The following is a 13,986-nucleotide window of genomic DNA, read 5'->3' as shown; positions in this document are numbered from 1 at the left end:
CCCGGGGGGCAATCACCGGCAGGCGCCTGCACGGCTTTCGGCTCAGGCCCGTGCGCCGGCCGGCTGCCAGCCGCGCGAAGCCAGCGGCACGAAGCCCAGCGCGAACGCCAGCACGCCCATGGTCGCCACGTAGTGGGCATTGGCCAGCACATCGTGCCGCTGCCGCGGCGTGATGAGGATCGGTGTGATGCCGCCGAACACCGCATAGGCCATGTTGTACGAGAAGGACAGGCCGGCGAAGCGCCCCTCAGGCGGAAATGCCCGCATGGCCACGCACTCCCTTGAGCAGCAAACAAGGTGCAGCGTCGCAGAGCGTCACCTCGCCGGTTTTCCGGACAGCTAAACCGCGAGCCGGCCGTTTCCGGCCTGCACCCTACTCACCCGCAACCAGGTCGCGCACGACAGCGTTCAAGCCCGACACCACGCGCGCCAATTTGTCGAAGTCGACTTCGTCCGGCGTATCCTGGGCCGTGTGATAGTAGGGATACCGGTACGGGGCCGTATCCGTCACCATCAGCGCCGGTATGCCTTCGTCCAGGTAGGCAGCGTGGTCGGAAAAATCCACGCCCGGCACGAACCGGGGTGCAGCGACTCCCTCGGACGGAAAAGCCGCCTGCGCGCGGAACGATTGGACGACCCGGCGAACGAGGCGCCAATCGGCAGTGGTCGCGACGAAGCCGATGAAGTCGCCCTGACTGGGATAGAACTGGTTGAGTGGCCAGGGATACTTTTGAGAATCTGGTTCGTCAGAAAAGTACCCCATCGTCTCCAGCGACAGCATGGCCTTGACCGTCATGCCCCGGGATACCAAGCCTTTTGCATGAACTACGCTCCCCATCTGTGAGGTACGAAAGTACGGGGGCTCTTCATTGGTGTACAGGACAAGGACGACGTCTGACCGCGCGGTTTCAGCGCCAGCTTTCAGGCTCTTCGCCAGTTCCAACACCGCTGCGGCACCGGTGCCGTTGTCATTGGCACCTGGACTTCCTTGGGCCGAGTCGTAGTGCGCCCCAATGACGACGGCACTGCGGCCCGGCGCCGACTGGCTTGGAATGGTGACTTCCAAGTTGCGCACGACCTTGCCCGCGACGCTGAATTCTTCGCGCCGCACCACGAAGCCGGAGCCCGCGAGTTCGGATTCGATGTATGCGGAGGCGGCTTCCAGCGCTTCGTAGTGCCGGCGGTTGTGCTCGGTGGACGCAATGGCCGTCACGTGTCTGCGCAACCGGACCGAGAGTTCCCGTTCCTGGGCGCTCATGGCGGGAAGCGGTCCCCGGTGTGAGCTCCCCGGCATGGTCGTCATGGCCACGACGAAAGCCAGGAGGCCGAACAACACCAGAGCCAAGGCGCCGCAAATTCGCAGCAGGCTTTGAAAAACTGCGTTCATTCTCAATTTTCAAGCGAGACGCGATTCCGTTTGAACGCTCCGGGGTGTCGGGTCTTTGGCGCCCTCTTCCCCTTTACGTACGCGCCGAAGGCTGCCAGCCGCGCGAGGCCAGCGGCACGAAGCCCAGCGCGAACCCCAGCACGCCCATGGCCGCCACGTAGTGGGCATTGGCCAACACGTCGTGCTGCTGCCACAGCGTGATGAGGATGGGCGTGATGCCGCCGAACACCGCATAGGCCATGTTGTACGAGAAGGACAGGCCGGTGAAGCGCACCTCGGGCGGAAACGCCCGCACGCCCACGATGGGCAGCAGCGCGATCGAGCCCACGAACAGGCCGATCAGCCCGTAGTTGAACACCAGCGTGGCCGGCGTGCCCGGCAGGCCGGTGTAGAACAGGTAGGTGGTGACCACCAGTCCACCCCAGCCCACCAGCATCACCGGGCGGGTGCCGAAGCGGTCCGTGGCCCAGCCGACGAGTACGCAGCCGATGGTGAGCGTGAGCGTGGCGACCGCGTTGGCCTCCAGCGCCAGCGTGGCGGGAATGTGGAACACCTTCTGCAGGTAGGTCGGCGTGATGAGCACCACCACCACGATGGCGGTGGACAGCACCCAGGTCATCAGGGCCACCAGCAGCATGGCGCCGCGGTGTTCGCGCAGCACGGTCTTGACCGGCAGTTCGCGCGCCACGGCGCGGCGGGCGGCCAGTTCCTGGAACACGGGCGTTTCGTGCAGGAAGCGCCGCAGGTACACCGACACCAGGCCGAACACGCCGCCCAGGATGAACGGAATGCGCCACGCGAATTCCTGCACCTCGGCGGGCGCGTAGCTGCGGTTGATGCCGATCGCCACCAGCGACCCCAGCAGGATGCCGCCCGTGATGCCGGCCGTGAGCGTGCCCACGCCCAGGCCGTAGCGGTTGGCGGGCACGTGCTCGGCCACGAACACCCAGGCCCCGGGCATCTCGCCGCCGATGGCCGCGCCCTGCAGCACGCGCATGGCCAGCAGCAGCAGCGGCGCCGCCACGCCGATGCTGGCGTAGGTGGGCAGCAGGCCGATGACCAGCGTGGGCACGGCCATCAGGAAGATCGACAGCGTGAACATGCGCTTGCGGCCCAGCTTGTCGCCGAAGTGGGCAATGATGATGCCGCCCACGGGGCGCGCCAGGTAGCCGGCGGCGAAGATGCCGAAGGTCTGCAGCTGGCGCAGCCAGTCGGGCATGTCGGCCGGGAAGAACAGCCCGCCCAGCACGGCGGCGAAGAAGACGTAGATGACGAAGTCGTAGAACTCGAGCGTGCCGCCCAGGGCGGACAGGCCCAGCGTCTGGTAGTCGTGGCGGGTGAGCGGGCGGCGGGGCGCAGCGGCCAGGGCGCCGGCGGCGGGGGAAGGAGAAGTCATGGGCAGGTTCCGGAGAGATCGATGGCGGGACTGCGCGGCACCGCGGGCGCGGTGCGCGGCCGACGTTCAGCAGGCATTCCGGATGGGGCGTGTTGCAGGCGGCGGGGCCGGTGGGCCGGGCCGCGCGGGGAGAACGGGACGGGGGGTGCGGTGGCAGTCGCTGCGGCATTTTAAGGGTTTGCCCTGAGCGGCGCCCCCATGGGGCTGACCCCGGGCTGACGGGCCGGGGGCCTTGTTCGTCCAAGGTCCGGCCCAAACTGGCGACAATCGCCCTTCCCCCGGTTTTCTTCCCTGCCCACCATGAAGCGCTTTTGGCTGCTGTTTTCCCAGACCGTGACGGTGCTCGTCGCGGCCTATTTCGTCGTCGCCACCCTCCAGCCGGACTGGCTGCGGCGCGGCGCGACCCGCAGCGGCGCGGGGGTGGCCCTGATTGAGGCGCCCAGCACCCCGGCCGCGCCCCCCGCCCCCGGCAGCTTCGCCGCCGCGGCGCGCAAGGCCGCGCCGGCGGTGGTCAGCATCAACACCAGCAAGGCCGCCGTGCGCCACCCGCGCAGCAACGACCCGTGGTTCCAGTTCTTCTTCGGCGACCAGGGCACGCAGCAGGCGCAGACCGGCCTGGGCAGCGGCGTGATCATCAGCCCGGACGGCTACATCCTGACCAACAACCACGTGGTCGAGGGCGCGGACGAGATCGAGGTCACCCTGACCGACAGCCGCCGCACGCGCGCCACCGTGATCGGCACCGACCCGGACACCGACCTGGCCATCCTGAAGGTGCAGCTGGACAAGCTGCCCGTGATCGTGCTGGGCAACTCCGACCAGCTCGCCGTGGGCGACCACGTGCTGGCCATCGGTAACCCGTTCGGCGTGGGGCAGACGGTCACCAGCGGCATCGTGAGCGCGCTGGGCCGCAGCCAGCTGGGCATCAACACGTTCGAGAACTTCATCCAGACCGACGCGGCCATCAACCCCGGCAATTCGGGCGGCGCGCTGGTGGACGTGAACGGCAACCTGATGGGCATCAACACCGCCATCTACTCGCGCTCGGGTGGCAGCATGGGCATCGGCTTCGCCATTCCCGTGTCCACCGCCAAGCTGGTGCTGGACGGCATTGTGAAGGACGGGCAGGTCACGCGCGGCTGGATCGGCGTGGAGCCGAACGAACTGTCGCCCGAACTGGCGCAGACCTTCGGCGTGAAGGCCTCCGAGGGCGTGATCATCACCGGCGTGCTGCAGGACGGCCCCGCCGCCCGCGCCGGCATGCGCCCGGGTGACGTGATCGTGCAGGTGCAGGACAAGCCGACCGCCAGCGTCTCCGCCTTGCTGACTGCCGTGGCCTCGCTCAAGCCCGGCACGCCCGCCACGTTCCAGCTGCAGCGCGGCGATTCGCAGGTGGAGCTGGAGGTGGTGCCCGGAACTCGGCCCCGGCCGCAGCGGGCACCTCAGCCACAGCGTTGAAGAGGCGTTGTCCCGGGGGCTCCGCCGCGGGACAGGATTGAAACGGATGGGTGATGGATGGGCCTTGCGGGCGGCCCAGGGGTAGCGCCGTGGTCTTGAAGGCTCGCCGGCGCCACGTGAACATCCGGCGCGGATCAGGCCATCGAACAGGCCGTGGAGCGCCCTGCAGGCAATCCCTGGCGTGGCATCAGCGTCGCCATGAAGAATCGATCACCCGATCACGCCCTGCCATCGGCGATGCGACCAGACGGCAGCGCGCAAGGGCAAGGCACGCCGCGCAGGCGTTGCCCAGCCTCAGTCCAATGTCAGGTTGGTTCCTGCGCCTGTTCGTCCTCGGGCGCCTTGGTGTGGCGGATGAAGAGTTGCGCCGCCCAGATGCCCAGCTCGTAGAGCAGGCACATCGGCACGGCCAAGGCCAACTGGGACACCACGTCCGGCGGGGTGACCACGGCGGCGATGATGAAGGCCAGCACAATGAAATAGCCGCGAAAGCCCTTGAGCTTTTCCACGCTGACCAGCCCCATGCGCGCCAACACGATCACGACGATCGGCACCTCGAACGACAGGCCGAACGCGAGGAACATGGTGAGCACGAAGCTCAGGTACGCCTCGATGTCAGGCGCGGCGGTGATGCTCTTGGGCGCGAAGCCCTGGATAAAGGCGAACACCTGCCCGAACACGAAGAAGTAGCAGAACGCCACGCCCACCAGGAACAGCAGCGTGCTGGACACCACCAGTGGCAGCACCAGCTTCTTCTCGTGCGAATACAGGCCCGGCGCCACGAAGGCCCACACCTGCCACAGCACCACGGGCAGTGCCAGCAGGAAGGCCGACATCAGCAAAATCTTGAGCGGCACCATGAACGGCGAGATCACCGAGGTGGCGATCAGCGTGGCGCCCTTGGGCAGGTGCGCCACCAGGGGCGCGGCCAGCAGGTCGTAGAGCGCGCCCGGGCCGGGGTACAGGAACAGGATGCCCGCGGCGATGCCGATGGCGATCAGCGCCTTGACCAGGCGGTCGCGCAACTCCATGAGGTGCTGCACGAACGGCTGTTCGGTGCCGGCCAGCTCGTCTTCTTTAGTGGGGGTGTCGGACATGGTGCAGGAGGGGCGGGCATTGCACCCGCGCGGGTGGCTGCGCGGGGTGCGCAGCCATCAATGGAATTTCTGGGGCCGAAAGCGGGCCACGCGCGCCGCACCCGACTGGGCCTTGGTGCGCACGCCGCTGCGGGCTTTGTACCACTGCGGCGTGGCGCCCCGCTTGAGGCGCCAGTTCTTGCCGGGGTGCTTGTACGCGGGCACCACGCTGGCGTCGCCGGCCGCGTCGTACGGCACACCGGTGTCGGTGCCCGTGCCGGACGCGGTGCCGGAAAAGTCGTTGTTCCAGTCTTTCTCGAAGTCGCTGGCGCTGGTGTGGATGCTCTGGTGCACGTCGCGTGCGGCACCTTCCATCGTTTCCTTCATCTTGCGCAGCTCGTCCAGCTCCATGGAACGGTTGACCTCGGACTTCACGTCGGCCACGTAGCGCTGGGCCTTGCCCAGCAGCGTGCCGACGGTGCGCGCCACGCGCGGCAGCTTCTCGGGGCCGATGACGATCAGCGCCACGGCGCCGATCAGCGCCATTTTGGACAGGCCAATATCAATCATGGAAGCAGGGGCGGCAGGGCTTTAGCCCTTGTGCTTGGCTTCGACGTCGATGGTGGTGCCCTTGGGGTCGGCAGCGGTGTGGTTGACGACCTGCCCTGCGGGGGGCGTGGCCGGCGGCACGTCGCTCGCGGAGCCGTCCTTCATGCCGTCCTTGAACCCCTTGACGGCGCCGCCCAGGTCGGAGCCCATGTTCTTGAGCTTCTTCGTGCCGAACACCATCACCACGATCAGCAGCACGATCAGCCAGTGCCAGATGGAAAACGAACCCATGTCAATCTCCTAACGAATACGGACCATTCTAGACCCGCCGCATGACGGGGAAGTTCATATCCCTGCGGCGCCCGGGCTCCACGCCCTTCCCGGCGGCCGCCGGTTCAGCCCTTGAGCCAGGGCCGCGGGCCGCCCATCACGTGCACGTGCAGGTGGTGCACTTCCTGGCCGCCCTCGGCGCCCGTGTTCACCACGATGCGGAATCCGCCCTCCGGATAGGGATTGCAGCCCTGCTGCAGCGCCAGGCGCGGGGCCAGGGCCATCATGCGGCCCAGCACGCCGGCATGGGCCTCGGTCACGCCGGCCATGGAGTGCACATGCTCCTTGGGCACCATCAAAAAATGCACAGGCGCCCAGGGGTGGATGTCGTGGAAGGCGAAGATGTCTTCGTCCTCATACACCTTCCTGGAGGGAATCTGGCCCGCGATGATCTTGCAGAAAAGGCAGTTCGGATCGTGCTGCATGGATGGGGGATGGGGTGGAACTGGAAAAACGGGGCCTGGCTGGAGGCGCCGGGTCAGGCATTGTCGGCCATGTTCACCGTGGGACGCACGCCGACGTCGGCCTGGTGGGCCTGGATCCAGCCCTGCCCCGCGGTGCGGCCCAGCTCGAACAGCTGGCGGATGAACGGCAGGTCCGCCCGCGTCTTGCTGGAGGCGCCAAAGCCCGCCAGCAGCGAGCCGCCGTCGATGCGGTGCATGCGCACGCTCTTGTAGCGCCGCGCATCCAGCTTGCCCTCGGCCAGCAGGCGCCGCACGAACTCGATGGCGCGCATCTCGCCCAGGAGGCTGGCGTTGAAGGTGACCTCGTTCATGCGCTCCATGATCTCGGAGGCGGTGTCAGGCACCTCGGCATGCTCGATGGGGTTGATCTGCACCAGCAGGACGTCGCTGCACTCGGTGTTGTAGATCAAGGGGTACAGGGCCGGGTTGCCGGAGTAGCCGCCGTCCCAGTAGTGCTGGTCGCCGATCTGCACGGCCTTGAACATGAGGGGCAGGCAGGCCGAGGCCATGACGGCATCGGCGCTCAGGGCCTTGCCGGAGAAGATCTCGCCGCGCCCGGTGCGCACGTTGGTGGCGCACACGAAGACGCGGGGGTGGCGCGCGGCGCTCAGCACGTCGAAGTCCACCTCGCGCTCCAGCAGCCGGCGCAGCGGGTTGATGTCCAGCGGGTTCGTCTGGTAGGGCGAGAGCCACTGGGTCATCATGCCCATGAAGGGGCTGGAGGCCAGCGGCACGCCCCACAGCAGGCTGCCCATGGCGCCCACGCCCTCCCACAGCTGCCGCAGCGTGGCGCGCGCCGCCTCGCAGCCGGCGCGGTGCGCCGCGTCGGCGCTGGCATGCCGGTGGGCCTTGGCGGCCTGCGCGAAGCCGTGGGCCAGGGCCACGGCGTTCATGGCGCCGGCGCTCGTGCCGCTGATGCCGTCGAGCGTGAAGCGTCCGTCTTCCAGCAGCGCATCGAGCACGCCCCAGGTCAGCGCGCCATGCGAGCCGCCGCCCTGCAGGGCGAGGTTGAGCCGCCGCGGCGCTGCGGGGGCCGCTGCCTCAGGCATCGATCGCCTGGCCCTTGTTCATCGCGACCATGCCGCGCACGATGCGGTACAGGAACCAGATGGAGATCAGGCCCCAGGCGATCCAGCCCGGCGCGATGAACAGCAGCCACAGCGGCGCGGTCACCACGTAGAGCACGCCGGCCCAGAGGACGGTGCGGATGCGGTACGAGAAATGGCTGGCCTGCCAGGTGCCTTCGGCATCGCTTTTCTTGACCAGGTCGATGACCAGGGCGATGACCAGCAGCAGGGCCCCCGGCTGGGCGCCGGGGATGACGGCGCCCACGGCGACGATCAGGTGCAGGAAGTAGCTGATCCAACCCACGGTCTTGAGCGATTCGGCCCGCTCGTTAGGCTCCACGTCGATGATGTCGCTCACGCGTTGGCTCCTTCGTCGTTGGCGCGGGCCAGGGCCTTGCGCAGGGATTTTTCCTCGATGCCGCTGGTGCCCTCGCGGCGCTCCAGCTCGGCCACCACGTCGGCCGGGGTCAGGCCGTAGTGCGCGAGGGCGATCATGGAATGAAACCACAGGTCGGCCACTTCGTACACCAGCTTGGATGGGTCGGCGCCATGGTCCACGTCCTTGGCGGCCATGACGACCTCGGTGGCTTCCTCGCCGATCTTCTTGAGGAAGGCGTCCGGTCCCTTGTGCAGCAGCCGCGCCACGTAGCTCTTGTCGGCATCGCCGCCATGGGCGGGCTTGCGGCTTTCGATCACGGCGGCCAGCCGCGCGAGCGCGTCTTCGGACGGGCGGGCCTGCGGAGCAGCCGGGGCGTCGGTGAGGGGAATGGTCATGGGCATTGCCGTTATTTGTAGATGGACTCGGGGTCTTTCAAGACCGGATCGACCGCCTGCCAGGCGCCGTCCTTGAGCACGCTGAAAAAACAGCTGTGACGGCCGGTGTGGCAGGCGATGCCCGGCTCGTGGCCGAGCTGCGTCACCTTGAGCAGCACCACGTCGTTGTCGCAGTCCAGGCGGATCTCGTGCACCGTCTGCACGTGGCCCGACTCCTCGCCCTTGAACCACAGCTTGCCGCGCGAGCGGCTGAAATACACCGCGCGCCCCAGTTCGGCCGTCTTGGCCAGGGCCTCGCGGTCCATCCACGCGAACATGAGCACATCGCCCGTGGCCGCCTCCTGCGCGATGGCGGGCACCAGACCCTGCGCATCCCATTTCACTTCGTCGAGCCAGTTCATGGAGTCATTCTCGGTCATTTGCTGCACTGCGGGAAAGGCCTGTTTTGCTATTATTTTCATAGCATAACGCCCTAGTATAGATTGTTCCGAAGGCCATTTTCATGCAAAAAAGCATGCGGGCCTCACTGCACCGACAGGAACACCCATTTGCGGTCCCAGTTCGTGCGGCCCAGGTACTTGATGGCGAAGGCGTAGCGGCCGGGCGGCAGCGTGTCCTGCATGAGCGTCTCCTGCTGCACCACGGCCGGGCGGCCGCCGATGCGCACGTCGGGACTGGCGACGTGCTCGGTCTCGCTCTCCAGGTTCTGCCCGTCGAGGGCATACACCGTCACGTCGGCCTCCTCGCGGGGCTCGCCGACATGGGCACGCCCGAACGCGTTGGCGAACGTTTCCACATCGAGCGCCGCGGCCCTGCCCAGCGGGCGGCGCACGGTCCAGTACACGTCGCGCACGCCGCCGTCGAGGGCGCGCAGCTGCGCCCGCAGGCGTTCGAACTCCTCGCGCGTGGCGATCACCTCCACCGGCTGGCCGCCGATGGTGGCGTCGAAGCAGCGGCCGATGCGGTCGGCGCAAGGCGCGCGGTCGAAGTAGCCCGAGGCATAGGACGGCGCAGGCGTGCTGCCCGCAGGGCGCGGGCCCTGCGCGCAGCCTGCCAGCACGGCGGCGAAAAGGACCGTGCAGATCCCCGCCGCGACGCGGGCGCGGCCCCGGGTGCGGCCCGTCACAGCCGCACCGGAATGCCCCGCTCGGCCATACGCGCCTTCGCCTGACCGACGGTGTATTCGCCGTAGTGGAAGATGCTGGCGGCCAGCACGGCATCGGCCCCGCCCTGCTGCACGCCGTCGGCCAGGTGGTCGAGGTTGCCCACCCCGCCCGAGGCGATCACCGGCACGCTGACCGCGTCGCTCACGGCGCGGGTGAGCTGCAGGTCGAAGCCGGACTTGGTGCCGTCGCGGTCCATGCTGGTGAGCAGGATCTCGCCCGCGCCGCGCCGCGCCATCTCGGTGGCCCATTGCAAAACGTCCAGCCCGGTGTTCTTGCGCCCGCCGTGGCTGTACACGTCCCAGCCTTCGCCGCGCGCCTGCAGGTCCTCGCCCTGGCGGCGCTTGGCATCGATGGCCACGACGATGCACTGCGCGCCGTACTTGGCCGAGGCGGCGCTGATGACGTCCGGGTTGGCGATGGCGGCGGAGTTGAAGCTGGTCTTGTCGGCGCCCGCGTTCAGCAGGCGGCGCACGTCTTCCACCGTGCGCACGCCCCCGCCCACGGTGAGGGGAATGAAGACCTGGCTGGCCACGGCCTCGATGATGTGCAGGATGAGGTCGCGCCCGTCGCTGGTGGCGGTGATGTCCAGGAAGGTCAGCTCGTCGGCACCCTGGCCGTTGTAGCGCGCGGCGATCTCCACGGGATCGCCCGCGTCGCGCAGTTCGAGGAAGTTGACGCCCTTGACCACGCGACCGCCGGTCACGTCGAGGCAGGGAATGATGCGTTTGGCAAGCATGGGAAGTCCGAAGAAAGAAACGGGTGAAGGGGCGGCTCAGCCGGCCCCCAGGCGCTGCCAGCCCGTCCAGCCGGCGCCGGGGGCCAGATGCACGGGTTGGTCGATGCAGGCGGCTTCCACGCACACCATGTGCCGGTAGCCGTCGGGGGGCAGGTCGGCCAGCTTGGCACACAGCGCGGCGCCGGGGTTCCAGACCACCGTGTTGCCCCAGGACGGGCTTTGCGCGAGGGTCAGCGCGTGGTCGCCCGCATGCAGCCGCAGTGGCGCGGGCGCGGCCGAGAAGATGCAGTCGTATTCGCCGTCGAACGCCACGGGGCCCTGCTGCACCGAATGCACATCGGCCACCGAATCCCAGCGGGCGCAGCCATCGAGCCCCTCCACGCGGGTGGCGGCGATGTCGCTCACGCGGTAGTAGCCGTGCAGCGCGGCGGTGAAATCCCACGCCGTGGTGCCGGTGTTGCGCACCGACAGGTCGAGCAGAAGGTGTTCGGCGGACAGCACCACCGTGAGGCGCGCCGCGAAGCCGTGGGGCCACCAGACCCGCGTCTCGGGCGTGTCGTCCAGCGCGAACACGGCGCGGGCCACAGGGCCATCGCTGCCGCTGTCGCCATCGGCCTCGCTGCGCTCCACCCGCCAGGGCAAGGTGCGCGCAAAGCCGTGCTTGGCCAGGGGGCCGCGCTGGTTGAACTGGGGAAAGCACACGGGAACACCCCCGCGGATCGGCGAGTGGCCGTCCAGGGCGGCGCGCGGGCTCAGGAAGAACCGCTCGGCGCCATCGCAGCCGGTCCAGGACAGCACCTGGGCGCCCTGCAGCGCGATGGTGGCGGTCTCGCCCGTCGGCAGCGCCAGCTGCAGTGCGGGCAGGCCATGGAAGGTCACGGAGCGCGCGGAGGGCGGCACGGGCGGAGTGGCGGTCATCCGGCGATTGTAGGAGCCCGCCACGCGCCGGGCAGGGGCGCGGGGCCGGTGGCAGGGCGGCGTCCCGCATGCAGCACAATCGCGGGTTTTCCCCAAATCGGTGCATCGCCGGCTCCCCGTTTCGGGACCCGCCGGCCGCGCCCTGTCACCCATGCAGCCCAAGAAAAGAAAGCTCCCGCCCGCGGTCGGCATCCTCGTCGCGATGGCGCTCGGCATCGTGATCGGCCACCTGATCCACGCCAACGTGCTCCAGCCGGAGGAAGCCGCGCGCATCGCGGGCTACATCTCCATCGCGTCGGACGTGTTCCTGCGACTCATCAAGATGCTGATCGCGCCGCTGGTGTTCTCCACCCTGGTGGTGGGCATCGCCCACATGGGCGATGCGTCGTCGGTGGGCCGGGTGTTCGCCAAGGCCATGGGGTGGTTCCTCACGGCATCGCTGGTGTCGCTGCTGCTGGGCCTGGTGCTGGCCAACGTGCTGCAGCCGGGCGCGAGCATGGGGCTGGCGCTGCCGGATGCGGGGCAGTCCGCGCACCTGGCGACGTCCAAGTTCACGCTCAAGGACTTCGTGAACCATCTGGTGCCGCGCTCGTTCGTGGAGGCCATGGCCAACAACGAGATCCTGCAGATCGTGGTGTTCTCGATGTTCTTCGGCATCGCCCTGGCGGGCCTGGGCGAGAAGGCCCGCACGCTGGTGCGCGGCATCGAGGAGCTGTCGCACGTGATGCTCAAGATCACCGGCTACGTGATGAAGTTCGCCCCCGTGGCCGTGCTGGCGGCCATGGCCGCCACCGTGGCGGTGAACGGCCTGGGCATCCTGCTGAAGTTCGCCGTGTTCATGGGCGACTTCTACCTGGCGCTGGTGATCCTGTGGGCCGTGCTGATCCTGGCCGGCTACCTGGCCCTGGGCCGGCGCATCATCGTGCTGCTGCGCAACATCCGCGAGGCGTTCCTGCTGTCGTTCGCCACGGCCAGCTCGGAAGCGGCCTACCCCAAGCTGCTGGACGCGCTGGACCGGTTCGGCGTGAAGCGCCGCATCTCCAGCTTCGTGATGCCGATGGGCTACTCGTTCAACCTCGACGGCTCGATGATCTACTGCACGTTCGCCACGCTGTTCATCGCGCAGGCCTACGGCATCCACCTGCCGCTGGAGACGCAGGTGACCATGCTGCTGATCCTGATGCTCACCTCCAAGGGCATGGCGGGCGTGCCGCGCGCCTCGCTGGTGGTGATCGCCGCCACGCTCAACCACTTCAACATTCCCGAAGCGGGCCTGCTGCTGATTTTGGGCGTGGACACCTTCCTCGACATGGGCCGCTCGGCGACCAACGCGGTGGGCAACTCGATCGCCGCGGCGGTGGTGGCCAAGTGGGAAGGCGCGCTGCTGTCCGAGGAAGAGGCGGCCGTGCACGCCGCCACGCTGGACACCGAGCCCGATGCGCCGCGCGGCGACGGCGTCCCGGCGCAGGCACCGGCCTGAGACCGCGGCGCGTCAGAGCGTGCGCGCCGCCCCGTCCTGCCAGCGCCAGGCGTCGGCGCACATGCGGTCCAGGCCGTGGTGGGCCTTCCAGCCGAGCAGTTGCTCGGCCAGCGCCGGGTCGGCCCAGCACTGGGCCACATCGCCCGGCCGGCGCGCCACCACGCGGTAGGGCACCGGGCGGCCGCTCGCGCGCTCGAAGCCGCGCACCATCTCCAGCACCGACACGGGCCGGCCCGTCCCCAGGTTCACGGTGAGCAGACCGGGGTGCTCGCGCAGGTAGCGCAGCGCCGCCACATGGCCGTCGGCCAGGTCGCACACGTGGATGTAGTCGCGCACGCCCGTGCCGTCGGGGGTGGGGTAGTCGTCGCCGTAGACGCTCAGGCTCTCGCGCATCCCGACGGCGACCTGGGCCACGTAGGGCAGCAGGTTGTTGGGCACGTCCTGCGGGTCTTCGCCGATCAGGCCGCTCTCGTGGGCGCCCACGGGGTTGAAGTAGCGCAGCCGCGCGATGCGCCACTGGCCGGGCTCGGCCGCGTCCACGTCGGCCAGCACCTGCTCCATCATGAGCTTGGTCCAGCCGTAGGGGTTGGTGGCCGACAGGGGGAAATCCTCGCGGATCGGCACCGAGGCCGGTTCGCCGTACACCGTGGCCGACGAGGAGAACACCAGCGACCGCACCCCCGCCTTCTGCATGGCCCGCAGCAGCACCACGGTGCCGGCCACGTTGTTGTCGTAGTAGGCGAGCGGCTGGCGCACCGACTCGCCCACCGCCTTGAGCGCCGCGAAATGCACCACGGCCTCGATGGGGTGCTCGGCAAAGATGCGCGCCAGCAGGGCCTCGTCGCGCACGTCGCCCTCGACGCACTCGGGCGTCGCACCCGTGATGCGGGCCAGGCGGTCCAGCACCGAGCGGCGGCTGTTACCGAAGTTGTCCAGGATGAGATAGGGAATGCCGGCGGCTGCCAGCGCGACGCAAGTGTGGGAGCCGATGAAGCCGGCCCCGCCTGTGACGAGGATCACGAAATTTCTCCTTTTTTGAAACCGGATGCCCGAGCCCCGCGTACCGTGCCGGGCGCCGCGCGAAAGAAGTCGGCGGGAAAACACAAAACCCTGCCAGCCGTCAAGATGGGGAAATGGAGCCGTGCTGGTATTTAACCCGGTGCGGAACTTCGGTGTGGAATATGC

The 13,986-nt window shown here is 68.5% G+C and carries 16 protein-coding genes and 1 pseudogene; 2 read left to right on the top strand and 15 right to left on the bottom strand.

All coding sequences use genetic code 11. The features are described 5' to 3' along the window. Nucleotides 1–42 precede the first annotated feature (42 nt). The 3 genes and pseudogenes from AVAK2825_RS08875 to AVAK2825_RS08865 all read right to left on the bottom strand — a co-directional run. Nucleotides 43–273 (bottom strand): annotated as a pseudogene (locus AVAK2825_RS08875) (MFS transporter); the annotation flags it as partial. Nucleotides 274–373: 100 nt separating this feature from the next. After that, entirely contained in the window at nt 374–1,387 is a 1,014-nt protein-coding gene (locus AVAK2825_RS08870; protein ID WP_284396796.1) for a M28 family peptidase, read from the bottom strand. 73 nt (nt 1,388–1,460) lie between these two features. Next, nucleotides 1,461–2,783, bottom strand: a complete 1,323-nt coding sequence (locus tag AVAK2825_RS08865; protein ID WP_284396793.1) for an MFS transporter — start codon at nt 2,781–2,783, stop codon at nt 1,461–1,463. A 300-nt stretch (nt 2,784–3,083) separates the two neighbouring features. Between AVAK2825_RS08865 and AVAK2825_RS08860 the strand changes: the two genes are divergently transcribed. Then, a complete protein-coding gene (locus AVAK2825_RS08860; protein WP_272567637.1) occupies nt 3,084–4,241 on the top strand; it encodes a S1C family serine protease in 1,158 nt (385 codons plus the stop codon). 305 nt (nt 4,242–4,546) lie between these two features. Here the strand turns inward: AVAK2825_RS08860 and tatC are convergent, their stop codons facing one another. The 11 genes from tatC to AVAK2825_RS08805 all read right to left on the bottom strand — a co-directional run bounded on the left by tatC (nt 4,547) and on the right by AVAK2825_RS08805 (nt 11,321). Then, the gene (tatC, locus tag AVAK2825_RS08855; RefSeq protein WP_284396789.1) at nt 4,547–5,338 is read right to left on the bottom strand and encodes a twin-arginine translocase subunit TatC; all 792 of its coding nucleotides are present in this window, start codon (nt 5,336–5,338) and stop codon (nt 4,547–4,549) included. Between the two features lie 57 nt (nt 5,339–5,395). After that, entirely contained in the window at nt 5,396–5,887 is a 492-nt protein-coding gene (gene tatB / locus AVAK2825_RS08850) for a Sec-independent protein translocase protein TatB (RefSeq protein ID WP_284396785.1), read from the bottom strand. A 21-nt stretch (nt 5,888–5,908) separates the two neighbouring features. Next, nucleotides 5,909–6,157: a Sec-independent protein translocase subunit TatA gene (tatA, locus tag AVAK2825_RS08845; RefSeq protein ID WP_284396782.1), complete on the bottom strand. Its 249-nt coding sequence runs from the start codon at nt 6,155–6,157 to the stop codon at nt 5,909–5,911. Nucleotides 6,158–6,261: 104 nt separating this feature from the next. Further along, a complete protein-coding gene (locus AVAK2825_RS08840) occupies nt 6,262–6,621 on the bottom strand; it encodes a histidine triad nucleotide-binding protein (RefSeq protein ID WP_284396780.1) in 360 nt (119 codons plus the stop codon). 53 nt (nt 6,622–6,674) lie between these two features. Further along, nucleotides 6,675–7,709: a patatin-like phospholipase family protein gene (locus tag AVAK2825_RS08835; RefSeq protein ID WP_284396777.1), complete on the bottom strand. Its 1,035-nt coding sequence runs from the start codon at nt 7,707–7,709 to the stop codon at nt 6,675–6,677. Next, nucleotides 7,702–8,085: a DUF4870 family protein gene (locus tag AVAK2825_RS08830; protein ID WP_272567628.1), complete on the bottom strand. Its 384-nt coding sequence runs from the start codon at nt 8,083–8,085 to the stop codon at nt 7,702–7,704. The genes AVAK2825_RS08835 and AVAK2825_RS08830 overlap by 8 nt, the downstream gene beginning before the upstream one ends. Beyond that, nucleotides 8,082–8,501, bottom strand: a complete 420-nt coding sequence (locus AVAK2825_RS08825) for a phosphoribosyl-ATP diphosphatase (protein WP_284396774.1) — start codon at nt 8,499–8,501, stop codon at nt 8,082–8,084. The genes AVAK2825_RS08830 and AVAK2825_RS08825 overlap by 4 nt, the downstream gene beginning before the upstream one ends. Nucleotides 8,502–8,512: 11 nt before the next feature. Continuing rightward, nucleotides 8,513–8,920 (bottom strand): phosphoribosyl-AMP cyclohydrolase, encoded by a 408-nt coding sequence (gene hisI, locus AVAK2825_RS08820; RefSeq protein WP_487090342.1) that lies wholly within the window; start codon nt 8,918–8,920, stop codon nt 8,513–8,515. Nucleotides 8,921–9,024: 104 nt separating this feature from the next. Next, nucleotides 9,025–9,627 (bottom strand): hypothetical protein, encoded by a 603-nt coding sequence (locus AVAK2825_RS08815; RefSeq protein ID WP_284396771.1) that lies wholly within the window; start codon nt 9,625–9,627, stop codon nt 9,025–9,027. Next, on the bottom strand, nt 9,624–10,403 hold the full coding sequence (hisF, locus tag AVAK2825_RS08810; RefSeq protein WP_272551361.1) for an imidazole glycerol phosphate synthase subunit HisF: 780 nt from the start codon (nt 10,401–10,403) through the stop codon (nt 9,624–9,626). Before hisF ends, AVAK2825_RS08815 begins: the two co-directional genes overlap by 4 nt. A gap of 36 nt (nt 10,404–10,439) precedes the next feature. Continuing rightward, nucleotides 10,440–11,321 carry a D-hexose-6-phosphate mutarotase gene (locus tag AVAK2825_RS08805; RefSeq protein WP_284396767.1) on the bottom strand — a complete coding sequence of 294 codons (882 nt, stop codon included), beginning with the start codon at nt 11,319–11,321 and terminating at the stop codon, nt 10,440–10,442. A 151-nt stretch (nt 11,322–11,472) separates the two neighbouring features. Between AVAK2825_RS08805 and AVAK2825_RS08800 the strand changes: the two genes are divergently transcribed. After that, nucleotides 11,473–12,801: a dicarboxylate/amino acid:cation symporter gene (locus AVAK2825_RS08800; protein WP_272567623.1), complete on the top strand. Its 1,329-nt coding sequence runs from the start codon at nt 11,473–11,475 to the stop codon at nt 12,799–12,801. Between the two features lie 12 nt (nt 12,802–12,813). Here AVAK2825_RS08800 and galE read toward each other — a convergent pair whose 3' ends face one another. Beyond that, nucleotides 12,814–13,821 carry a UDP-glucose 4-epimerase GalE gene (galE, locus tag AVAK2825_RS08795; protein ID WP_284396764.1) on the bottom strand — a complete coding sequence of 336 codons (1,008 nt, stop codon included), beginning with the start codon at nt 13,819–13,821 and terminating at the stop codon, nt 12,814–12,816. Nucleotides 13,822–13,986 lie beyond the last annotated feature (165 nt).

It is taken from the genome of Acidovorax sp. SUPP2825 (assembly GCF_030158995.1).
Classification (GTDB): Bacteria; Pseudomonadota; Gammaproteobacteria; order Burkholderiales; family Burkholderiaceae_C; genus Paracidovorax.
The sequence above is the reverse complement of the archived record's forward strand: the minus strand, read 5'-3'. Positions and strand labels throughout refer to the sequence as shown.